Origin of the sequence: Methylovorus menthalis, assembly GCF_020523625.1 — a bacterium.
GTDB lineage: Bacteria > Pseudomonadota > Gammaproteobacteria > Burkholderiales > Methylophilaceae > Methylovorus > Methylovorus menthalis.
The window spans coordinates 291,526-307,927 of sequence record NZ_JAJAQH010000003.1 but is presented as its reverse complement, the minus strand read 5'-3'; the positions used below and the strand labels follow the sequence as shown (position 1 = coordinate 307,927).

16 protein-coding genes are annotated in these 16,402 nt (G+C 54.4%); 8 read left to right on the top strand and 8 right to left on the bottom strand.

The window, feature by feature from the left end; all coding sequences use genetic code 11:
• The first annotated feature begins 47 nt into the window (after positions 1-47).
• Entirely contained in the window at positions 48-698 is a 651-nt protein-coding gene (locus tag LG204_RS04070) for an alpha/beta hydrolase (RefSeq protein WP_230336061.1), read from the top strand.
• A gap of 66 nt (positions 699-764) precedes the next feature.
• Here the strand turns inward: LG204_RS04070 and LG204_RS04065 are convergent, their stop codons facing one another.
• Positions 765-2,168 carry a hypothetical protein gene (locus LG204_RS04065; protein WP_230336060.1) on the bottom strand — a complete coding sequence of 468 codons (1,404 nt, stop codon included), beginning with the start codon at positions 2,166-2,168 and terminating at the stop codon, positions 765-767.
• A 166-nt stretch (positions 2,169-2,334) separates the two neighbouring features.
• On the opposite strand from LG204_RS04065, the gene LG204_RS04060 reads away from it, so the two are divergent.
• The 4 genes from LG204_RS04060 to folE2 are packed head-to-tail and all read left to right on the top strand — an operon-like array spanning position 2,335 to position 6,156.
• Positions 2,335-2,568, top strand: coding sequence for an exodeoxyribonuclease VII small subunit (locus LG204_RS04060; RefSeq protein ID WP_013441429.1), 234 nt, complete (start codon positions 2,335-2,337; stop codon positions 2,566-2,568).
• On the top strand, positions 2,568-3,455 hold the full coding sequence (locus LG204_RS04055; RefSeq protein WP_230336059.1) for a polyprenyl synthetase family protein: 888 nt from the start codon (positions 2,568-2,570) through the stop codon (positions 3,453-3,455). Before LG204_RS04060 ends, LG204_RS04055 begins: the two co-directional genes overlap by 1 nt.
• 1 nt (position 3,456) lies before the next feature.
• Positions 3,457-5,298: a 1-deoxy-D-xylulose-5-phosphate synthase gene (gene dxs / locus LG204_RS04050; protein ID WP_230336058.1), complete on the top strand. Its 1,842-nt coding sequence runs from the start codon at positions 3,457-3,459 to the stop codon at positions 5,296-5,298.
• 51 nt (positions 5,299-5,349) lie between these two features.
• A complete protein-coding gene (folE2, locus tag LG204_RS04045; RefSeq protein ID WP_013441426.1) occupies positions 5,350-6,156 on the top strand; it encodes a GTP cyclohydrolase FolE2 in 807 nt (268 codons plus the stop codon).
• 90 nt (positions 6,157-6,246) lie between these two features.
• On the opposite strand, the gene LG204_RS04040 is transcribed toward folE2, so the two are convergent.
• The 5 genes from LG204_RS04040 to LG204_RS04020 form a co-directional block, all read right to left on the bottom strand.
• Positions 6,247-6,891 carry a retropepsin-like aspartic protease family protein gene (locus LG204_RS04040; protein ID WP_230336057.1) on the bottom strand — a complete coding sequence of 215 codons (645 nt, stop codon included), beginning with the start codon at positions 6,889-6,891 and terminating at the stop codon, positions 6,247-6,249.
• Positions 6,892-6,913: 22 nt separating this feature from the next.
• A complete protein-coding gene (locus LG204_RS04035; RefSeq protein WP_230336056.1) occupies positions 6,914-8,059 on the bottom strand; it encodes an MFS transporter in 1,146 nt (381 codons plus the stop codon).
• Between the two features lie 30 nt (positions 8,060-8,089).
• Positions 8,090-9,175, bottom strand: a complete 1,086-nt coding sequence (aroC, locus tag LG204_RS04030; protein WP_230336055.1) for a chorismate synthase — start codon at positions 9,173-9,175, stop codon at positions 8,090-8,092.
• Positions 9,176-9,244: 69 nt separating this feature from the next.
• Complete coding sequence (locus LG204_RS04025; RefSeq protein WP_230336054.1) at positions 9,245-9,952, bottom strand: type 1 glutamine amidotransferase; 708 nt, start codon at positions 9,950-9,952, stop codon at positions 9,245-9,247.
• 99 nt (positions 9,953-10,051) lie between these two features.
• Positions 10,052-10,588, bottom strand: coding sequence for a pseudouridine synthase (locus tag LG204_RS04020; protein ID WP_230336053.1), 537 nt, complete (start codon positions 10,586-10,588; stop codon positions 10,052-10,054).
• Between the two features lie 23 nt (positions 10,589-10,611).
• Here LG204_RS04020 and icd point away from each other — a divergent pair, with 23 nt between their 5' ends.
• On the top strand, positions 10,612-11,850 hold the full coding sequence (icd, locus tag LG204_RS04015) for an NADP-dependent isocitrate dehydrogenase (RefSeq protein WP_230336052.1): 1,239 nt from the start codon (positions 10,612-10,614) through the stop codon (positions 11,848-11,850).
• 117 nt (positions 11,851-11,967) lie between these two features.
• On the opposite strand, the gene LG204_RS04010 is transcribed toward icd, so the two are convergent.
• Positions 11,968-12,171: a cold-shock protein gene (locus LG204_RS04010; RefSeq protein ID WP_013441419.1), complete on the bottom strand. Its 204-nt coding sequence runs from the start codon at positions 12,169-12,171 to the stop codon at positions 11,968-11,970.
• A 417-nt stretch (positions 12,172-12,588) separates the two neighbouring features.
• On the opposite strand from LG204_RS04010, the gene pilB reads away from it, so the two are divergent.
• Both pilB and LG204_RS04000 read left to right on the top strand, forming a co-directional pair.
• On the top strand, positions 12,589-14,310 hold the full coding sequence (gene pilB / locus LG204_RS04005; protein ID WP_328441069.1) for a type IV-A pilus assembly ATPase PilB: 1,722 nt from the start codon (positions 12,589-12,591) through the stop codon (positions 14,308-14,310).
• Between the two features lie 32 nt (positions 14,311-14,342).
• On the top strand, positions 14,343-15,554 hold the full coding sequence (locus tag LG204_RS04000; RefSeq protein ID WP_230336051.1) for a type II secretion system F family protein: 1,212 nt from the start codon (positions 14,343-14,345) through the stop codon (positions 15,552-15,554).
• A gap of 105 nt (positions 15,555-15,659) precedes the next feature.
• Here the strand turns inward: LG204_RS04000 and LG204_RS03995 are convergent, their stop codons facing one another.
• The gene (locus LG204_RS03995; protein WP_230336050.1) at positions 15,660-16,382 is read right to left on the bottom strand and encodes a DsbC family protein; all 723 of its coding nucleotides are present in this window, start codon (positions 16,380-16,382) and stop codon (positions 15,660-15,662) included.
• Between the last annotated feature and the right edge of the window lie 20 nt (positions 16,383-16,402).

Genomic DNA, 16,402 nt, shown 5'->3' with positions numbered 1-16,402 from the left:
CCCAGCCTAGCGCCCGGCCTTTATCAACATCCTCTGGAACTCTATACATGCTCGAAAAAATCACCCTGGAACCTCAAGGGCTGGCGACGGCCAGCATTATCTGGCTGCATGGCCTGGGCGCAGATGGCCACGATTTTGTGCCGATTGCCGAGGAACTGGGCTTGCCGCAGGTGCGCTATATTTTTCCGCATGCGCCGGTGCGGCCTATCAGCCTCAATAACGGCTACCCCATGCGCGGCTGGTACGATATTTTTGGCTTGGGGCTGGATAGCCAGCAGGATGAATTGGGCATACGTGCCATGCAAACCGAGATCGAAGCGCTTATTCAGGATGAAATCACGCGTGGCATTCCGACTGACCGCATTGTGTTGGCGGGCTTTTCGCAGGGGGGCGCCATGGTGCTGCAAACAGCATTGCGCTACCCAGAGCGATTGGCTGGTGTACTCGCGCTATCGACTTATTTACCGATAAAGCAAGCATTGGCTACTGAAAGACATGCCGCTAACCAGGCTACGCCCATTTTCATGGCCCATGGCACGGACGATAGCGTGATTCTGCCCTCCACTGCGGCCACGTCGCGCGATGTATTGCGAGACAATGGCTATGCGCTGGAATGGCACACGTATGACATGCCGCATAGCGTATGTGGCGAAGAAATTGATGACGTTCGCCAGTTTTTGCAGCGCGTGCTCAATTAGGGCTCATCGCTTTCCGGCCCGATGCATACACGTTAAAAATCAACAGCATGCCCGGGCGCAGCGTATTTAATCGCGCACCATGACCGCTATCCGCACCCAGTCGGCCTGCTGTTCCAGCACATCGCCCAGCGTAGCCCGGTAATCAGAATGTTCCAGATGCATCACCAGCTCGCCAACATCGGCTGGCGGCTGCAGAGGCAATAGCAAACTCGGCGGCCAGTTTCTGTCATCATCGCGCCCCAGATAAAGGCCGGGGGTGGCTTCCTCTTCGGCTGGCGGGTCTTCCGTCGTCAACTGCACATAGGCTGGCGTATAGGAAATCACTTCCAGGCCTACATAAAGCTCCCTGCCCGGCCGCTGTTGCAGGCTACGCACCACGGCCAGCACTTCCATATCCGGATTCAGCGCAAACTGCAGGGAGAGCAAAGCTCCAGGCTTGACCCACAGATTCAGGTCCGCATTCACGACGGCACCCAAGCCAAAGACGCTCTCGTTCTGCACCTCCCACGAATTGGGCAGGGGCTGCACATCATCCGGATGAAGAAAAGTCGGGCGGTAGGCTTCGTTCCGGATTTGCTGGCATACGGCAAACAGGCCGTTTACGGCTTGCGCCAGCTTGGAGACGGCGGCACGCTCCACACGCCTGCGCTGTTCGCGCAGATCAGACCAGGCCATGATAAGAAGATCGATGATCTGCGCAGCACGGGCAGGCGTAACCCCTGGCAACACAGGCATGCTGGTGGCGCCAGCGGAGAGCTGCTCGCGCATCTGCTCCAGATCCCGCAAGATCATCTCGATCACCCAGCAGCGGAAGTTATCGGTGGGCGTAAAATTGCGCAAACGCCGGGCACCGACATCCTGCCCGAGGTCCACAAACATGGCATGCGGCCGGTCGTCGCAATGCGCTGTTACCGCCACTTGTACGCTCCACTGCGACACCCAGCGGTCCAGCGCTTCGATTTCCGCTTTCTGCATGCTGCTGAGATTGATGCTGTCCAGCATCAGAATATGCACATAGCCCGACTGGAACGCCGGGATATCCAGCCGCAAGCGTTCGGCCAACAGATAATCCGCATGCAGCTCCAGCCAGTATCGCTCAGGGATAGGCTGATAACGCAGGTAGCACCATTTGGCGATCAACGCCATGATCTGCAGCTTTTCCAGCAGCAGCTGCATGAGCTGCTGCTTGCTCTGGCGTGCCATCAAGGCCTTGATATGGTGGGTGCATGCCACGCGCGACTGTTGCAGATGATCGCCAACGGTACGGACAATCCGGTTTTCCAGCACCACATCGAGCTTGGGCGTCATGGCGAAATAGCGTGTCAGTGACAGCAAATCCGGCCGGCAGGATTGCTGCAGGTAAATCACCGCTTCAAGATCGCCCAGCGGCATGGCCTTGGACAATGCCAGATTGGCTGACTCCAGGCGCACCAGCCACTCTTCGTCCAGCGAGGTAGCATTCTTCATCATCGTTATATGCAGCCTGCGCTGCTCCCTGTTGTATTGTTATTCCCGACCCTGCATTTAGCCCTGACAAAGATATAGCGTAAACTATATAATTCAGGCTAGAAATGCATACTCGTTATCGCCTCGCGGCCTTCATTTTACAGACGCACGCCCCAGAACAATCAATGTCATGAGCAAAAAAATTGCCGATGCGCCACTCACTTACGAAAGTGCCGTGAGCGAACTCGAAGCCCTCGTACAGCAGATGGAGACCAACCAGCTACCGCTGGAGCTCTCGCTGGCCGCCTACAAACGCGGGGCCGAGTTACTTAAATTCTGCCAGCAGACCTTGGCCGATGTCGATCAACAAGTGCAGATATTGAACGATACCCACCAACTTAAATCTTTTAGCGATCAACAATAATGGATTTCAACGCATGGTCGCTGGATATCCAGACCCGCATGGAGCGGGTGCTGGACGACATATTACCTGCTGCAAATATCATACCATCGCGCCTGCATGGGGCGATGCGCTATGCAGTGCTGGGCGGCGGCAAGCGAGTTCGCGCCCTGCTCGCCCACGCAGCGGGGGAATTTTGCCAGGCACCGATCACGGCCGTCGAACAGGCAGCCGCCGCGGTAGAGCTGATACACGCTTACTCCCTGGTGCATGACGACATGCCTTGCATGGACGACGACGACCTGCGCCGCGGCAAACCATCCTGTCATAAACAATACGACGATGCCACTGCACTGCTGGTCGGCGATGCCCTGCAAACACTGGCCTTCAAAGTGCTGACCGAGCCGGGCCTGCTTCGTGATGCAGCACGCCAATTGCATATGGTGCACATTCTGGCAGTGGCGAGCGGTTCGCGCGGCATGGCCGGTGGGCAGGCGATTGATCTCGCCAGCGTGGGCCTGGACCTGACGCAGACCGAACTGGAACAGATGCACATCCACAAAACCGGGGCGCTGATCCGCGCTGCCGCCCTGCTGGGCGCCGAGAGCGCTGAAACGGTTGATGCAGCCCGCATTAAAGCCGTCGACCACTACGCCCAGGCGATGGGTCTCGCCTTCCAGGTGGTGGACGATATTCTCGATAGCGAAGCCGACACCACCACGCTAGGCAAAACTGCGGGCAAAGACGCAGACAGCAACAAGCCGACCTATGTCACCATCCTCGGGCTGGAGCGGGCAAAGCAGCTGGCGCAAGAGCTTTACGACGAAGCCCTGGCTCCATTGGCCTCTTACGGGGACTCCGCCATACGCCTGCAGCAACTGGCTAAATTCATTACGCAACGCAGCTTCTGATATGTATCCATTACTCGACACTATCCAATCGCCTGAACAGCTACGATTACTTGATCGCAAGCAGCTGCCCGAGCTGGCCCAGGAACTGCGCACGTTTGTGATTGATAGCGTGGCGCGCACGGGCGGCCACCTCTCATCCAACCTGGGCGTAGTTGAGCTGACCATCGCCCTGCACTATGTATTCAATACGCCGGAAGACCGGCTGGTATGGGATGTCGGCCACCAGACGTATCCGCACAAGATTCTGACCGGACGCCGCGATGGCATGGCCGATCTGCGCATGCCAAATGGCATCGCTGGTTTTCCGCGTCGCAATGAAAGCCCTTACGATACCTTTGGCACTGGACATTCCAGCACCTCGATCTCCGCCGCACTGGGCATGGCGATCGCCGCCCAGCAGCAGGGTTCAGAGCGCCGCGCGGTCGCCATCATAGGCGACGGGGCCATGACCGCAGGCATGGCCTTTGAGGCGCTCAACAACGCAGGGGCCATGGATGCCAACCTGCTGGTGATCCTCAACGACAATGACATGTCGATTTCGCCGAATGTAGGCGCACTGCACAACTATCTGGCCAAGCTGCTTTCCGGCCGCTTTTACGCGTCCATGCGCCGCTCGGGCGAGAAAGTGCTGGGCGTGGTACCGCCCATGCTGGAATTTGCCAAGCGTGCAGAAGAGCACGTCAAAGGCATGGTCACGCCAGGCACGCTGTTCGAAGAATTCGGCTTTAACTATATCGGCCCGATTGACGGCCACGATATTGAAACCCTGATCACCACGCTGAAAAACATCCGCAAGCTCAAGGGGCCGCAATTCCTCCACATCGTGACGCAAAAAGGCCATGGCTATGCGCCTGCCGAGGATAATCCCGGCAAATACCATGGTGTGGGAAAATTCGATCCAAGCAATGGCTGCTCTGTTGCCACCAGCAGCAAAAAAACCTACACCCAGGTATTCAGTGACTGGCTGGTCGACATGGCTGAACAGGACGAGCGCCTGATCGGCATCACCCCAGCCATGTGCGATGGCTCCGGCCTCAATGCCTTTGCCGAGAAATTCCCCAAGCGCTTTTTTGATGTGGGCATTGCCGAGCAACACGCCCTCACCTTTGCCGCGGGTATGGCCTGCGATGGCATGAAGCCAGTGGTCGCCATTTACTCGACATTTTTACAGCGCGCCTACGATCAACTTATTCACGACATTGCATTGCAAAACCTGCCGGTCGTGTTTGCGATTGATCGCGCTGGCCTGGTAGGTGCCGATGGCCCGACCCATGCCGGCAGCTTTGATTTGAGCTTTGTGCGCTGCATTCCCAATATGCTTATCCTGGCCCCATCGGATGAAAACGAATGCCGCCAGATGCTGTATACCGCCTATCAGCATGATGGCCCAAGCGCCGTGCGCTACCCACGTGGCGGCGGTCCGGGTGCCGTGATCGAGAAGGCCATGAAAGCCCTGCCTATTGGCAAGGGCGAAGTCCGCCGCCATGGCAAGAGCGTTGCCATATTGGCATTTGGCAGCATGTTGACACCCTCGCTACAAGCCGGGGAAAAGCTGGATGCCACCGTCGTCAACATGCGCTTCGTCAAGCCGCTGGATGTGGCCCTGATTGCAGAACTCGCCGCCAGCCATAGCCTGCTGGTTACGGTAGAGGAAAATACATTGCTCGGTGGCGCAGGCGCCGCGGTGATGGAAGCATTGCAAGATATCAACCCACACATCGCTACCTTAAGCCTGGGGCTGCCGGATACTTTTATCGATCATGGCGTACATGAAACCATGCTGGCGGAATGCGGTCTCAATGCGGAAGGCATCATTGCCTCAATTGAGAAAAAATTAACCTAGTAGTATACTCAAGTATTACACCGCACCCTCTTTACGATATTGGAACGCCCCATGAACCAGCCAGTTACACCAGCCATTGAAGATGTCCAGAATACGCCGGATACGCGACATCTCGCCATCGACAAGGTGGGGATCAAATCCATACGCCATCCGGTGAAGGTCAAGGATAAAACTGGTGGTGTGCAGCATACGGTCGCCATGTTTGACATGTATGTGCATCTGCCGCACAACTTCAAGGGCACCCATATGTCGCGCTTTGTTGAGATACTCAACATGAATGAGCGTGAGATTTCGGTGGAATCCTTCGAGACCATTCTGCGTGCGATGGTGGAGCGTCTGGAAGCGGAGTCCGGCTACGTCGAGATGACGTTCCCATACTTCATCAACAAGGCTGCGCCGATTTCCGGCGTGCAAAGCCTGCTGGATTATGAAGTCACGTTCATTGGTGAAATCAACAAGGGCAAATTTGATATCACGGTCAAAGTCATGGTGCCGGTCACCAGCCTGTGCCCATGCTCCAAGAAGATTTCAAACTATGGCGCGCACAATCAGCGTTCGCATGTCACCATCACCGCGCTGATCAATGACTTCATCTGGGTGGAGGACCTGATCCGCATCGTGGAAACACAAGCCTCTTCCGAGCTGTTTGGTCTGCTGAAGCGTCCAGATGAAAAATACGTCACCGAGCACGCCTATGACAATCCGAAATTTGTGGAAGACATGGTGCGTGATGTGGCTGCCCAATTGAATGTGGAAAAACGCATCGTGAAATACGTGGTGGAATCCGAGAATTTCGAGTCCATTCACAATCACTCAGCTTATGCCTTGATTGAGCGGGATAAACGCATCCAGGCTTAACTCTAGCAAAGCCTGCAGGCAGCTAAAATAAAAAAAGCGCATCTCACCGGATGCGCTTTTTTGTTGCCCTCGCCAGACGAAAATATCGAATCAATACTTTTTGGTCAGTGTCATGGTGATACCGTCGCGCCGCATTTCCATCCGGTTCAGCGCACTCATGCCCAGCAAAACCATCGCGGGCGAACCACCCTCCAGCACCACGCAATCGACCTGGTTCAGGATAACGTTTCCCAGTTTCAGCGTATTGATCACCACGCGGTACCCCACCTCTTCACCCGACGCAGTATGGATAGGAATGCGAATTCCCTTTTTGTAATCAATGCCGGCATAGACAGCATCGCCACTGTTCATGGCGATCAAGGTAGCTCCGGTATCGACCAGGAACCTGAGTTCACGACCATTTACCAAGCCATCTGTGACAAAGTGTCCGGCACCATTGGCATAAAGAGTGACACTGGCCGGGCCAGTGGCCTGACTTCCAGCCACAGTGGCGGCCTGCCCCATCCCGAGTTCGCGCCGCTTGCCTTCGACCTCCAGCACCGCCCGACTGGTATCTGCCGCCACCAATTTGACGCCTTCACGCGATACCTGGCCCACAGAGAGGGTTTGCGGTTTACCCTTGTTAATAATGAGCATGGCCTTGTTGTTAAACAGGGCCACCACATTGATATCGGTATCCGCATGCACGGCAAACGGCCACAGGCAAAGCAAAGCGAGAATGAACAGCCGCGGCATGCAGGTCTCCTTCAGAGAGGACTCAGGTATTTTTCTTGGGCATTAGCCAGGCAAATAACAGGCAGCCCAGCATAGCGCAACTAGCCGAGAGGGTAAATGTCCAGCTGGGACCCAGCGTATCCCAGGCATAGCCACTGGCAATGGCTCCGGCCGTGCCGCCCATGCCGTAGGAGACGCTGGTATACAGCCCCTGCCCTTTGGACTGGTGACGTCCCTTGAAGTATTGATGGGTAAGCGCCACGGCGGCAGCGTGATAAGAGCCAAAGGTCGCCGCATGCAGCATCTGCGCCAGCAAAATCAGCACCCAGTTATCCACCGCCCAGCCAATCACACTGAATCGTACAAAGGCTAGAATAAGACTGCCCATCATGATGCGACGCAAGCCGAACATGGCGGTCAGCCGCGGCATGCCGAGAAAAATCAGGATCTCGCACACCACACCCAGCCCCCATAACCAGCCGACATGGGTGGCGCTGTAACCGTGGGCCACGAGATAGATCGAGTAAAAGGTGTAATACACGCCATGGGCCGCCGACATGGTAAAACAGGCGACCATCAGCGCGACCACTTCGCGCCGGCGAATAATCGCCCATAGTGATCCGGCATCATCATGGTGTCGAAGTACAGCAGGATCATTCAGCTTGAGCGAAAACAGAAACACGCCGACCAGCAAGCCCAATACAACCCATAACAGGGCCCGAATATCGCTAAAATCCAACAGGTAGCCAAGACCAATGACGGCAGCAATAAATCCGATCGACCCCCACAAACGGATGCGGCCATACCGATCAAACTTATCCCCCAAATGCCCCAGCGTTAACGCCTCGATCAGGGGCAAAGATGCGCTCCAGAAAAAACTCAGAGCCAGCATCACGGCAAACAACCAAGCAAATGAAGTCCCGAAGAAAACACCGGCATACGCCAGCAGGCTCAAGCCTGCCAACCATTGAATGATACGGACGCGATGCCCCAGATGATCGGCCAGCCAGCCCCACAAACTGGGCGAAAATATGCGCGCCACCTGAAACAGCGACATGAGAATCGCAATCTGGAAGGCGCTGAACGCGAGGGATTTCAGGTAGAGACTCCAGAACGGCGTAAATGCACCGACGAAGCCAAAATAGGCAAGATAGAAACCAGACAGACGCCAGTAGAGGGACTTATGCATACCGGGCGCCTGCGGTTTTATTCAGAGAGATCAGATATGCGGTGTAGAGGTCACAACATCCCCGCACTGCGCACGGTGACGCAAGGCGTGATCAATGAGCACCAGTGCCATCATGGCCTCGGCAATGGGCGTCGCACGCACGCCAACACAGGGGTCATGGCGTCCCGTCGTCTGCATGGTGAGTTCGTCGCCCTGCTTGTCGATGGAACGGCGCTCTTGTGGAATGCTGGAGGTAGGCTTGAGTGCGAGGTGCACTTCAATATCCTGCCCGCTCGAAATACCGCCGAGTATGCCGCCCGCATGATTGGTGACAAAGCCATGAGCCGTCAACTCATCACTATGTTCAGAGCCACGCTGTGCCACGCTGGCAAAACCTGCGCCGACTTCGACGCCTTTGACTGCATTGATGCTCATCATGGCATAGGCCAACTCGGCATCCAGACGATCATACACCGGCTCACCCCAGCCGACTGGCACACCGCGTGCCACCACGGAAATGCGCGCACCGACGGAGTCGCGCTCGGCGCGAATCTTGTCCAGATAGGCTTCAAGCTCTGGCAAGATGGTACGGTTGGGCGCAAAGAAGGGGTTTTCTGCGACGGCATCAAAGGTCTCAAAGGGAATGGTCAGCTCACCCAGCTGGCTCATATAACCCTGAATGGTGACGCCGTAACGCTCTTTCAACCATTTCTTGGCAATGGCGCCTGCCGCCACACGCACCGCCGTTTCGCGGGCGCTGGAGCGGCCACCACCGCGGTAATCGCGGATGCCGTATTTTTGCCAGTAGGTGTAATCCGCATGACCGGGGCGGAATGTCTCGGCGATCTTGCCGTAATCCTGGCTGCGTTGATCCTGATTGCGAATAATGAAACCGATAGGCGCGCCGGTGGTTTTACCTTCAAATACGCCAGACAGGATTTCAACCGTATCCGGCTCCTTGCGCTGCGTCACATGGCGCGAGGTGCCGGGCTTGCGCCGGTCCAGCTCCACTTGCAGATCAGCCTCGCTGAGCGCCATGCCCGGCGGACACCCATCCACCACACCGCCAATGGCAGGACCGTGGGACTCACCAAAGGAGGTGAGCGTAAAAAGTGTGCCTAGTGTATTGCCGGACATGAGATTCTCTTGCCTATAAGCCTGAAAAGGCTGAAGTTTACCATAAGCGCCAGACTGGCATGCCGCGCCTCAAGCCTTGAGGCCGCGAATCCACTGCGTGTAGACGCGCTCTGCCGTTTGCTGCAGTTCTGCCACATTTGCACTTAGCGCCGCTGTGATATCCGTAACCTGCTGCACACCCGGGCTGGCCGCAGCGGCCTGGATTTCATCCGCCCCGACACGGCACCAGTCCAGCACCATTTGCTCGGTCATTTCAATATGGCATTGCAATGCCAGGTGCTTGCCGATGGCATAGGCCTGATTTTCACAATAGGGGCTAACCAGCAAGGAGGTGGCCGCCGGTGGCGGGGTAAATGTTTCACCATGCCAATGGAATGCCAGAAAATCGGCCTGGTCACCAAACCAGGCTTTTGCTTCCGGCACCGACGTTGCTGACACCATTCCCCAGCCGATTTCCTTGATCGGGTTCAGTGTCACCTGTCCGCCAAGCGCCTGACTGATCAATTGCCCACCGAGACAGTGCCCAAGTAAAGGGATATCCAGCGCATGCGCTTCGCGGATAAGGCCAAGCACAGGGGCAATCCATGGCAGATCATCATGCACGCTCATCGGCCCACCCATCAGCACCATACCGCTGTAGTCGGCAATAGATGTCGGGGCGCTTTCCCCCTGATCAATTTTCAGCAATCGCCAGGGAATCTGATGCGCATCCAGAAACTGCGCCAGAAAACCTGGGCCTTCAACAGCAGCGTGACGAAAAATAATGACCGGCTTCATGCGTAATCCTCATATTCAACAATATGGTTAAACTAAAAAAGAATGGCAACCATCTCACACCGCTACACACGGGTTTAGCCAACTGGCGGCGGTAATCTACTAACCAGCCAATATCTTAAACTCGCCTGGTTGTAATCCGGACAAGGTATGTGAGCCTATCGCATAGCGTATCAATCTTAATGTGGGGAAGCCGATTTTGGCCGTCATGCGGCGCACCTGGCGATTTTTACCCTCGCTGATGCGGATTTCCAGCCAGGTGGTCGGGATTGCCTTGCGCTCTCGGATAGGGGGAACACGTGGCCACAAATTGGCCGGCTCGGAAATCACTCTAACCTGCGCTGGCTGCGTGACAAAATCACCCAGATCCACTCCCCGACGCAATGGGGAGAGCGCTTCATCATCCGGCGCGCCCTCCACCTGAGCCCAATATATCTTGATTTCTTTATGCTTGGGATGCGCAATCCTGTGTTGCAAGCGGCCGTCATCGGTTAAAATGAGCAAACCTTCGCTGTCCGTATCAAGTCTCCCTGCTGCATATACATCCGGCATCGCGATGTAATCCTTGAGCGTGGGATGATTTTCATGCGCGCTGAACTGGCAAACTACGCCAAAAGGCTTGTTGAACAGAATAAGCATTTAATTTCTAGGGATCTACTCTAATGTCTACAAAAATCGTTGTGCCTGGCTTTGGCGAAAAAATCACCGTAAACGCAGATAACTCACTCAACGTTCCCGATCAGCCGATTATCCCATTTATTGAGGGCGATGGCATTGGCATCGATATTACGCCCCCCATGATCAAGGTAGTCGATGCGGCCGTGAACAAGGCCTATGCTGGCAAACGCCAGATTGCCTGGATGGAAGTCTACGCCGGTGAAAAAGCGACCAAGGTGTATGGGGAAAACACCTGGTTGCCCGAAGAAACCATGAAAGCCGTGCGTGACTATGTGATCTCAATCAAGGGTCCGCTGACGACCCCTGTGGGTGGCGGCATCCGCTCACTGAATGTGACTCTGCGCCAGGAACTGGATCTTTATGTCTGTCTGCGCCCGGTACAGTATTTCACTGGCGTGCCCAGCCCGGTCAAACACCCGGAGAAAACCGATATGGTGATCTTCCGTGAAAATACCGAAGATATTTATGCTGGTATTGAATGGGCCGCGGGTACCGATGAGGTCAAGAAGGTCATCGACTTTCTTTCCGATATGGGCGTGCGCAAGAAAATCCGCTTCCCCGAGACCTCTTCCATCGGCATCAAGCCGGTATCGGTGGATGGCAGCAAGCGTCTGGTGCGCAAGGCTATTCAATATGCGATCGACAACAACCGCAAGTCCCTGACCATTGCCCACAAAGGCAACATCATGAAATTCACCGAAGGTGGTTTCAAGACCTGGGGCTATGAAGTAGCCAAGGAAGAATTTGGCGCGGTGGAGATCGACGGTGGACCATGGTGCACGCTGCCGAATGGCATGATTATCAAGGATTGCATCGCCGATGCCTTCCTGCAGGAAATCCTGCTGCACCCACAAGACTATGACGTGGTTGCTACCCTGAATCTGAATGGCGACTACATGTCTGACGCGCTGGCCGCGCAAGTGGGTGGCATTGGCATTGCGCCAGGCGCCAATTTGTCAGATACCGTGGCCATGTTTGAGGCAACCCACGGCACCGCTCCCAAGATTGCGGGCAAAGATATCGCCAACCCGAGCTCACTCATCCTCTCTGCCGAGATGATGCTGCGGCACCTGGGCTGGACAGAAGCTGCCGACCTGGTACTGAAAGGTGTTGGCCAAGCCATTAGCGCCAAACGCGTGACCCATGACTTCTCCTCGCAAATGGAAGGCGCTACGCAGGTTGGCAGCGCTCAATTTGGCGACGAAATCATCAACAGCATGTAATCAGCCAAGCCATGTTAGCCACGCTACTTGTCGTGGCTAACATGCGCCAAACTCACTACAAATGAAAACGGCCCGCGTGACGGGCCGTTTTCATGAAGACTGGTTAGCTTAAAAAGCTTAGGCCTTCTGGATGTTGGAAGCCTGTTTGCCTTTAGGGCCTTCGGTAACGTCAAAGCTTACGCGCTGACCTTCCTTAAGACTTTTGTAGCCAGACTCTACAATTGCGGAGAAGTGTGCGAACAAATCGTCGCCACCATCGTCCGGGGTAATGAAACCAAAACCTTTGGAGTCATTAAACCACTTTACGGTACCTGTTGCCATTTCATACTTCCTTGCTAAAACATTAAGAGGAGGCGTCCTCAAAAGTTTGTACTTCAAGACTTTAAGTCGGTAGTGCCGGCTACTATGACCTCGAATCCAAACGCCTGAACGCGTTTTTACGTGTGTTGAATCAAGAAGTCAAGGTTTTTTTAGCGTTTTTTGCATTTTATTTGAACTTTTTTAAACACCTTCAATACAAGAGGGTTAAGTATCTAATTCAACAACGCTATTTTCCCATATTCACCTCACATACCCTTGGTATTCACTTGTTTCATTAAGTGCAATTGCTATTTATATGTATTGAAATGCAAAAATTGTCACCTGCACATGTCACTTACTTTACAAAAAAAAGCTGACCGTGCATTATTAAATGTCGTGAAAACTCCCAATACAAGCAGAGCAAGGTCGGTTATCTGAATGGCAGCCACCACCCTTCCCAGTAAGCTAGGCGGGCTTGCACGCATGCTGGTGCAAGAGCAACTGCTATCGGAAGAAGATGCGGCCAGTGTACAAGCCAGTGCGACAGCACAGCGCATCCCGTTTGTCAGCCAACTAGTGCAAAGCAAGAAACTACCAGCGCTTAAAATTGCCGAGACCGCGGCCAATGCATTTGGCTTTCCCTTGTTTGATCTTGATGCACTCAATCCTGACTACGTCCCCGCCAAAACCATAGATGCCAAGCTCATGGCGAGTAGCCGCGTCATGGCATTGCAAAGCCGTGGCAATTCCCTGTTTGTGGCCTTGTCAGACCCCACCAACCTGCATGCCCTGGATGATGTGCAATTCCAGGTAGGCATGGCGTTATCGCCAGTGGTGGTTGAAGAGGACAAACTGAGCAAGTGGATTGCCAGACTGATTGAAGCTAGCGATACCAGCATGCAATCGCTCAATATGAGCGATGAGTTCAGCCTGGACATGGAGTCTGGCAACGAACCACTGGAGCCGGAAGTCAGCAGCGCAGAAATTGACGATGCGCCAGTAGTGAAATATATCCAGAAAATTCTGCTGGATGCGATCAACATGGGCGCATCCGACCTCCATTTTGAGCCATATGAAAAGTATTACCGCATACGTTACCGTGTGGATGGCGTACTGCAGGAAATTGCCCAGCCCCCGCTGGCCATCAAAGAAAAGATGGCCTCGCGCATCAAGGTGATCTCTAATCTGGATATCTCGGAAAAGCGTGTCCCGCAGGATGGGCGCATGAAGCTGGTGCTGTCAAAAACCCGGTCTATCGATTTCCGCGTCAGCACCCTGCCCATGATCAATGGCGAGAAAATCGTCATGCGGATTCTGGACCCGAGCAGTGCCACTTTGGGCATTGAAGCGCTCGGCTATGAAGCGGATCAGAAAGCAGCATTACTTAATGCCGTCAGTCGTCCTTATGGGCTGGTGCTGGTGACCGGGCCTACCGGTTCAGGTAAAACCGTTTCGCTTTATACGTGCCTCAACATTCTCAATAGCCCCGGCGTGAATATTTCAACGGCAGAAGACCCTGCCGAAATCCCGCTGCCCGGCATCAATCAGGTCAATGTGAATGACAAGCAGGGCCTGACATTTGCCGCCGCACTGAAAGCGTTTTTGCGGCAAGATCCCGATATCATCATGATCGGTGAAATTCGTGACCTTGAAACTGCCGACATGGCGATCAAGGCCGCCTCAACCGGCCACATGGTGCTCTCGACATTGCATACCAACGATGCGCCATCGACCCTAACCCGCCTGATGAATATGGGCGTGGCGCCGTTCAATATTGCCTCAGCCGTATCCCTCATTACGGCACAACGCCTGGCGCGACGCTTATGTCCACACTGCAAACAGCCATTGGAACTGCCGCGGGAGGCTATGCTCAGCGTAGGATTTACGGAGGCCGACCTGGATGGCAGCTGGCAACTTTATGGGCCGCGCGAAGGTGGCTGCGAAATGTGCAATGGCGGCTACAAAGGCCGGGTGGGTATTTATCAGGTGATGCCCGTCTCGGATGAAATGAGCCGCATCATCATGAAAAACGGTACCGCCCATGACATTGCCGACCAAGCCAAACGCGAAGGCGTTCGCGATCTCCGCCAGTCTGGTCTCATAAAAATTAAACAAGGTCTCACCTCCATCGCAGAGGTAGAAGCGGTGACCAATGAATAATCCGCCAACCATTGCATCACTCAGGGGTAATTATGGCCGCACAAGCTAGCAAGGAAGTGACCTACGCCTGGGAAGGCACGGACAAAAAAGGCAAAAAAATCAAAGGTGAAATCAAGGCCAGCGGTGAAGCGTTTGTCAATGCCACCTTGCGCCGCCAAGGCATCACGGTCACCAAAATCAAAAAACAGAGCGGTCTCAAATCCGGCGGCAAGGTGAAGGAAAAGGATGTCACCCTGTTTACACGCCAACTGGCCACCATGATGAAAGCGGGGGTACCTCTGCTGCAAGCCTTTGAAATTGTCGGCAAAGGCCATAACAACCCCGCCGTTTCGAAGCTGCTAGGCGATATCAAATCGGATGTGGAAACCGGCAGCAGCTTAAGTCAGGCATTCCGCAAATACCCGCTATACTTTGATGCCTTGTACTGCAATTTGGTAGGCGCAGGCGAGCAAGCCGGCATTCTGGATTCGCTGCTCGACCGGTTGGCGACCTACAAAGAAAAAATCCTCGCGATTAAAAGCAAGATCAAGTCGGCCCTGTTTTACCCCGTCTCCATTATTGTCGTGGCATTCATCATCACCGCTGTCATCATGATTTTCGTGATTCCGGCGTTCAAGGAGCTATTCAGCAGCTTCGGGGCAGACTTGCCAGCGCCGACCTTGGTGGTGATGGCCATCTCCGATTTCTTTGTAGCGTACTGGTGGGCTATTTTTGGCGCCGTTGGCGGCGGCGTCTGGTTTTTCTTCTACTCTTGGAAACGCTCGATTAAGATGCAGGCCACCATGGATAGGCTTGTTCTCAAAATTCCCGTATTTGGTGAGCTGATCCGCAAGGCGACCATCGCCCGCTTCGCCCGTACACTATCGACCATGTTCGCCGCCGGTGTACCGCTGGTTGAGGCTCTGGATTCCGTTGCTGGTGCGTCAGGCAACCGCGTTTACTATGAAGCGACCAAACAGATTCAAAGCGAGATCAGCACGGGTACCAGCCTCACCGTGGCCATGCAGAACGTAGAAGTATTTCCCAACATGGTCTTGCAGATGGTTGCGATTGGGGAAGAATCTGGCGCGCTGGACTCTATGCTGTCCAAGGTCGCAGACTTTTACGAAGCCGAAGTCGACGATGCGGTAGAAGCTTTGTCCAGCTTGATGGAGCCCATCATCATGGTGGTACTTGGCACCTTGATCGGCGGGCTGGTCATCGCCATGTACCTGCCTATCTTCAAGATGGGACAAGTGGTTTAAGGCACATTGGCTCAGATTCCGGCGCTGGCTTTTCAGCTAGTCGCGCGCACAAAAAAAGAGGCGGATTAGCGCCTCTTTTTTGTGCAGCCCGAATAAGGAGAACTGTTATTTCTTAGCTGGCGTGCTGCTCATGGCTTTTTCAATATCTTTGGCAGGGTAGGCGCCCAGCATGCGTTTGCCATCAGCAAAAATCAGGGTTGGCGTGCTCACCACACCCAGTTTGCGACCAAGCTCGGCTGATTTATCAATTGCTGTGGTATCGCAATTACCAGCCTTGGCCAATTGACCATTCAGTACCCAATCCTGCCAGGCCTTGGCACGGTCACTCGCGCACCAGATGGCCTTGGATTTGTTCACAGCATCCGGATGTAATTGCTCCAGCGGATATAGGAAGGTGTAGATGGTCACGTCGTTGATATTTACCAGCTCTTTCTGCTCAAGACGCTTGCAATAAGGGCAGTCAGGATCAGAAAACACGACCAGTTTGCGGCTGCCATTACCCTTGACCACCTTGATCGCCTGATCCAGCGGCAATGAAGAGAAGTCTACCTTGGTCAGCTCATCCAGACGTTCACCGGTCACGTCGCGCTTGGTTTTGGGTTCAATAAGGCGGCCATCGGCAATCAGAAAGCTGAATTTATCGTCGGTGTAAATAATCTGACCATCCAGAAACACTTCATACAGTCCGGCATAGGTGGTTTTGGTGATGCTTTCAACCCGCACTTTGGGATACGTCGCCTCAATCGCCTTGCGGAGACTGGCTTCATCGGCGTGGACATTAAGACTGAACGCCGCGACCAGCATCATTCCCATCAACTTCTTAATCATGAAATATCCTTAATCAAACT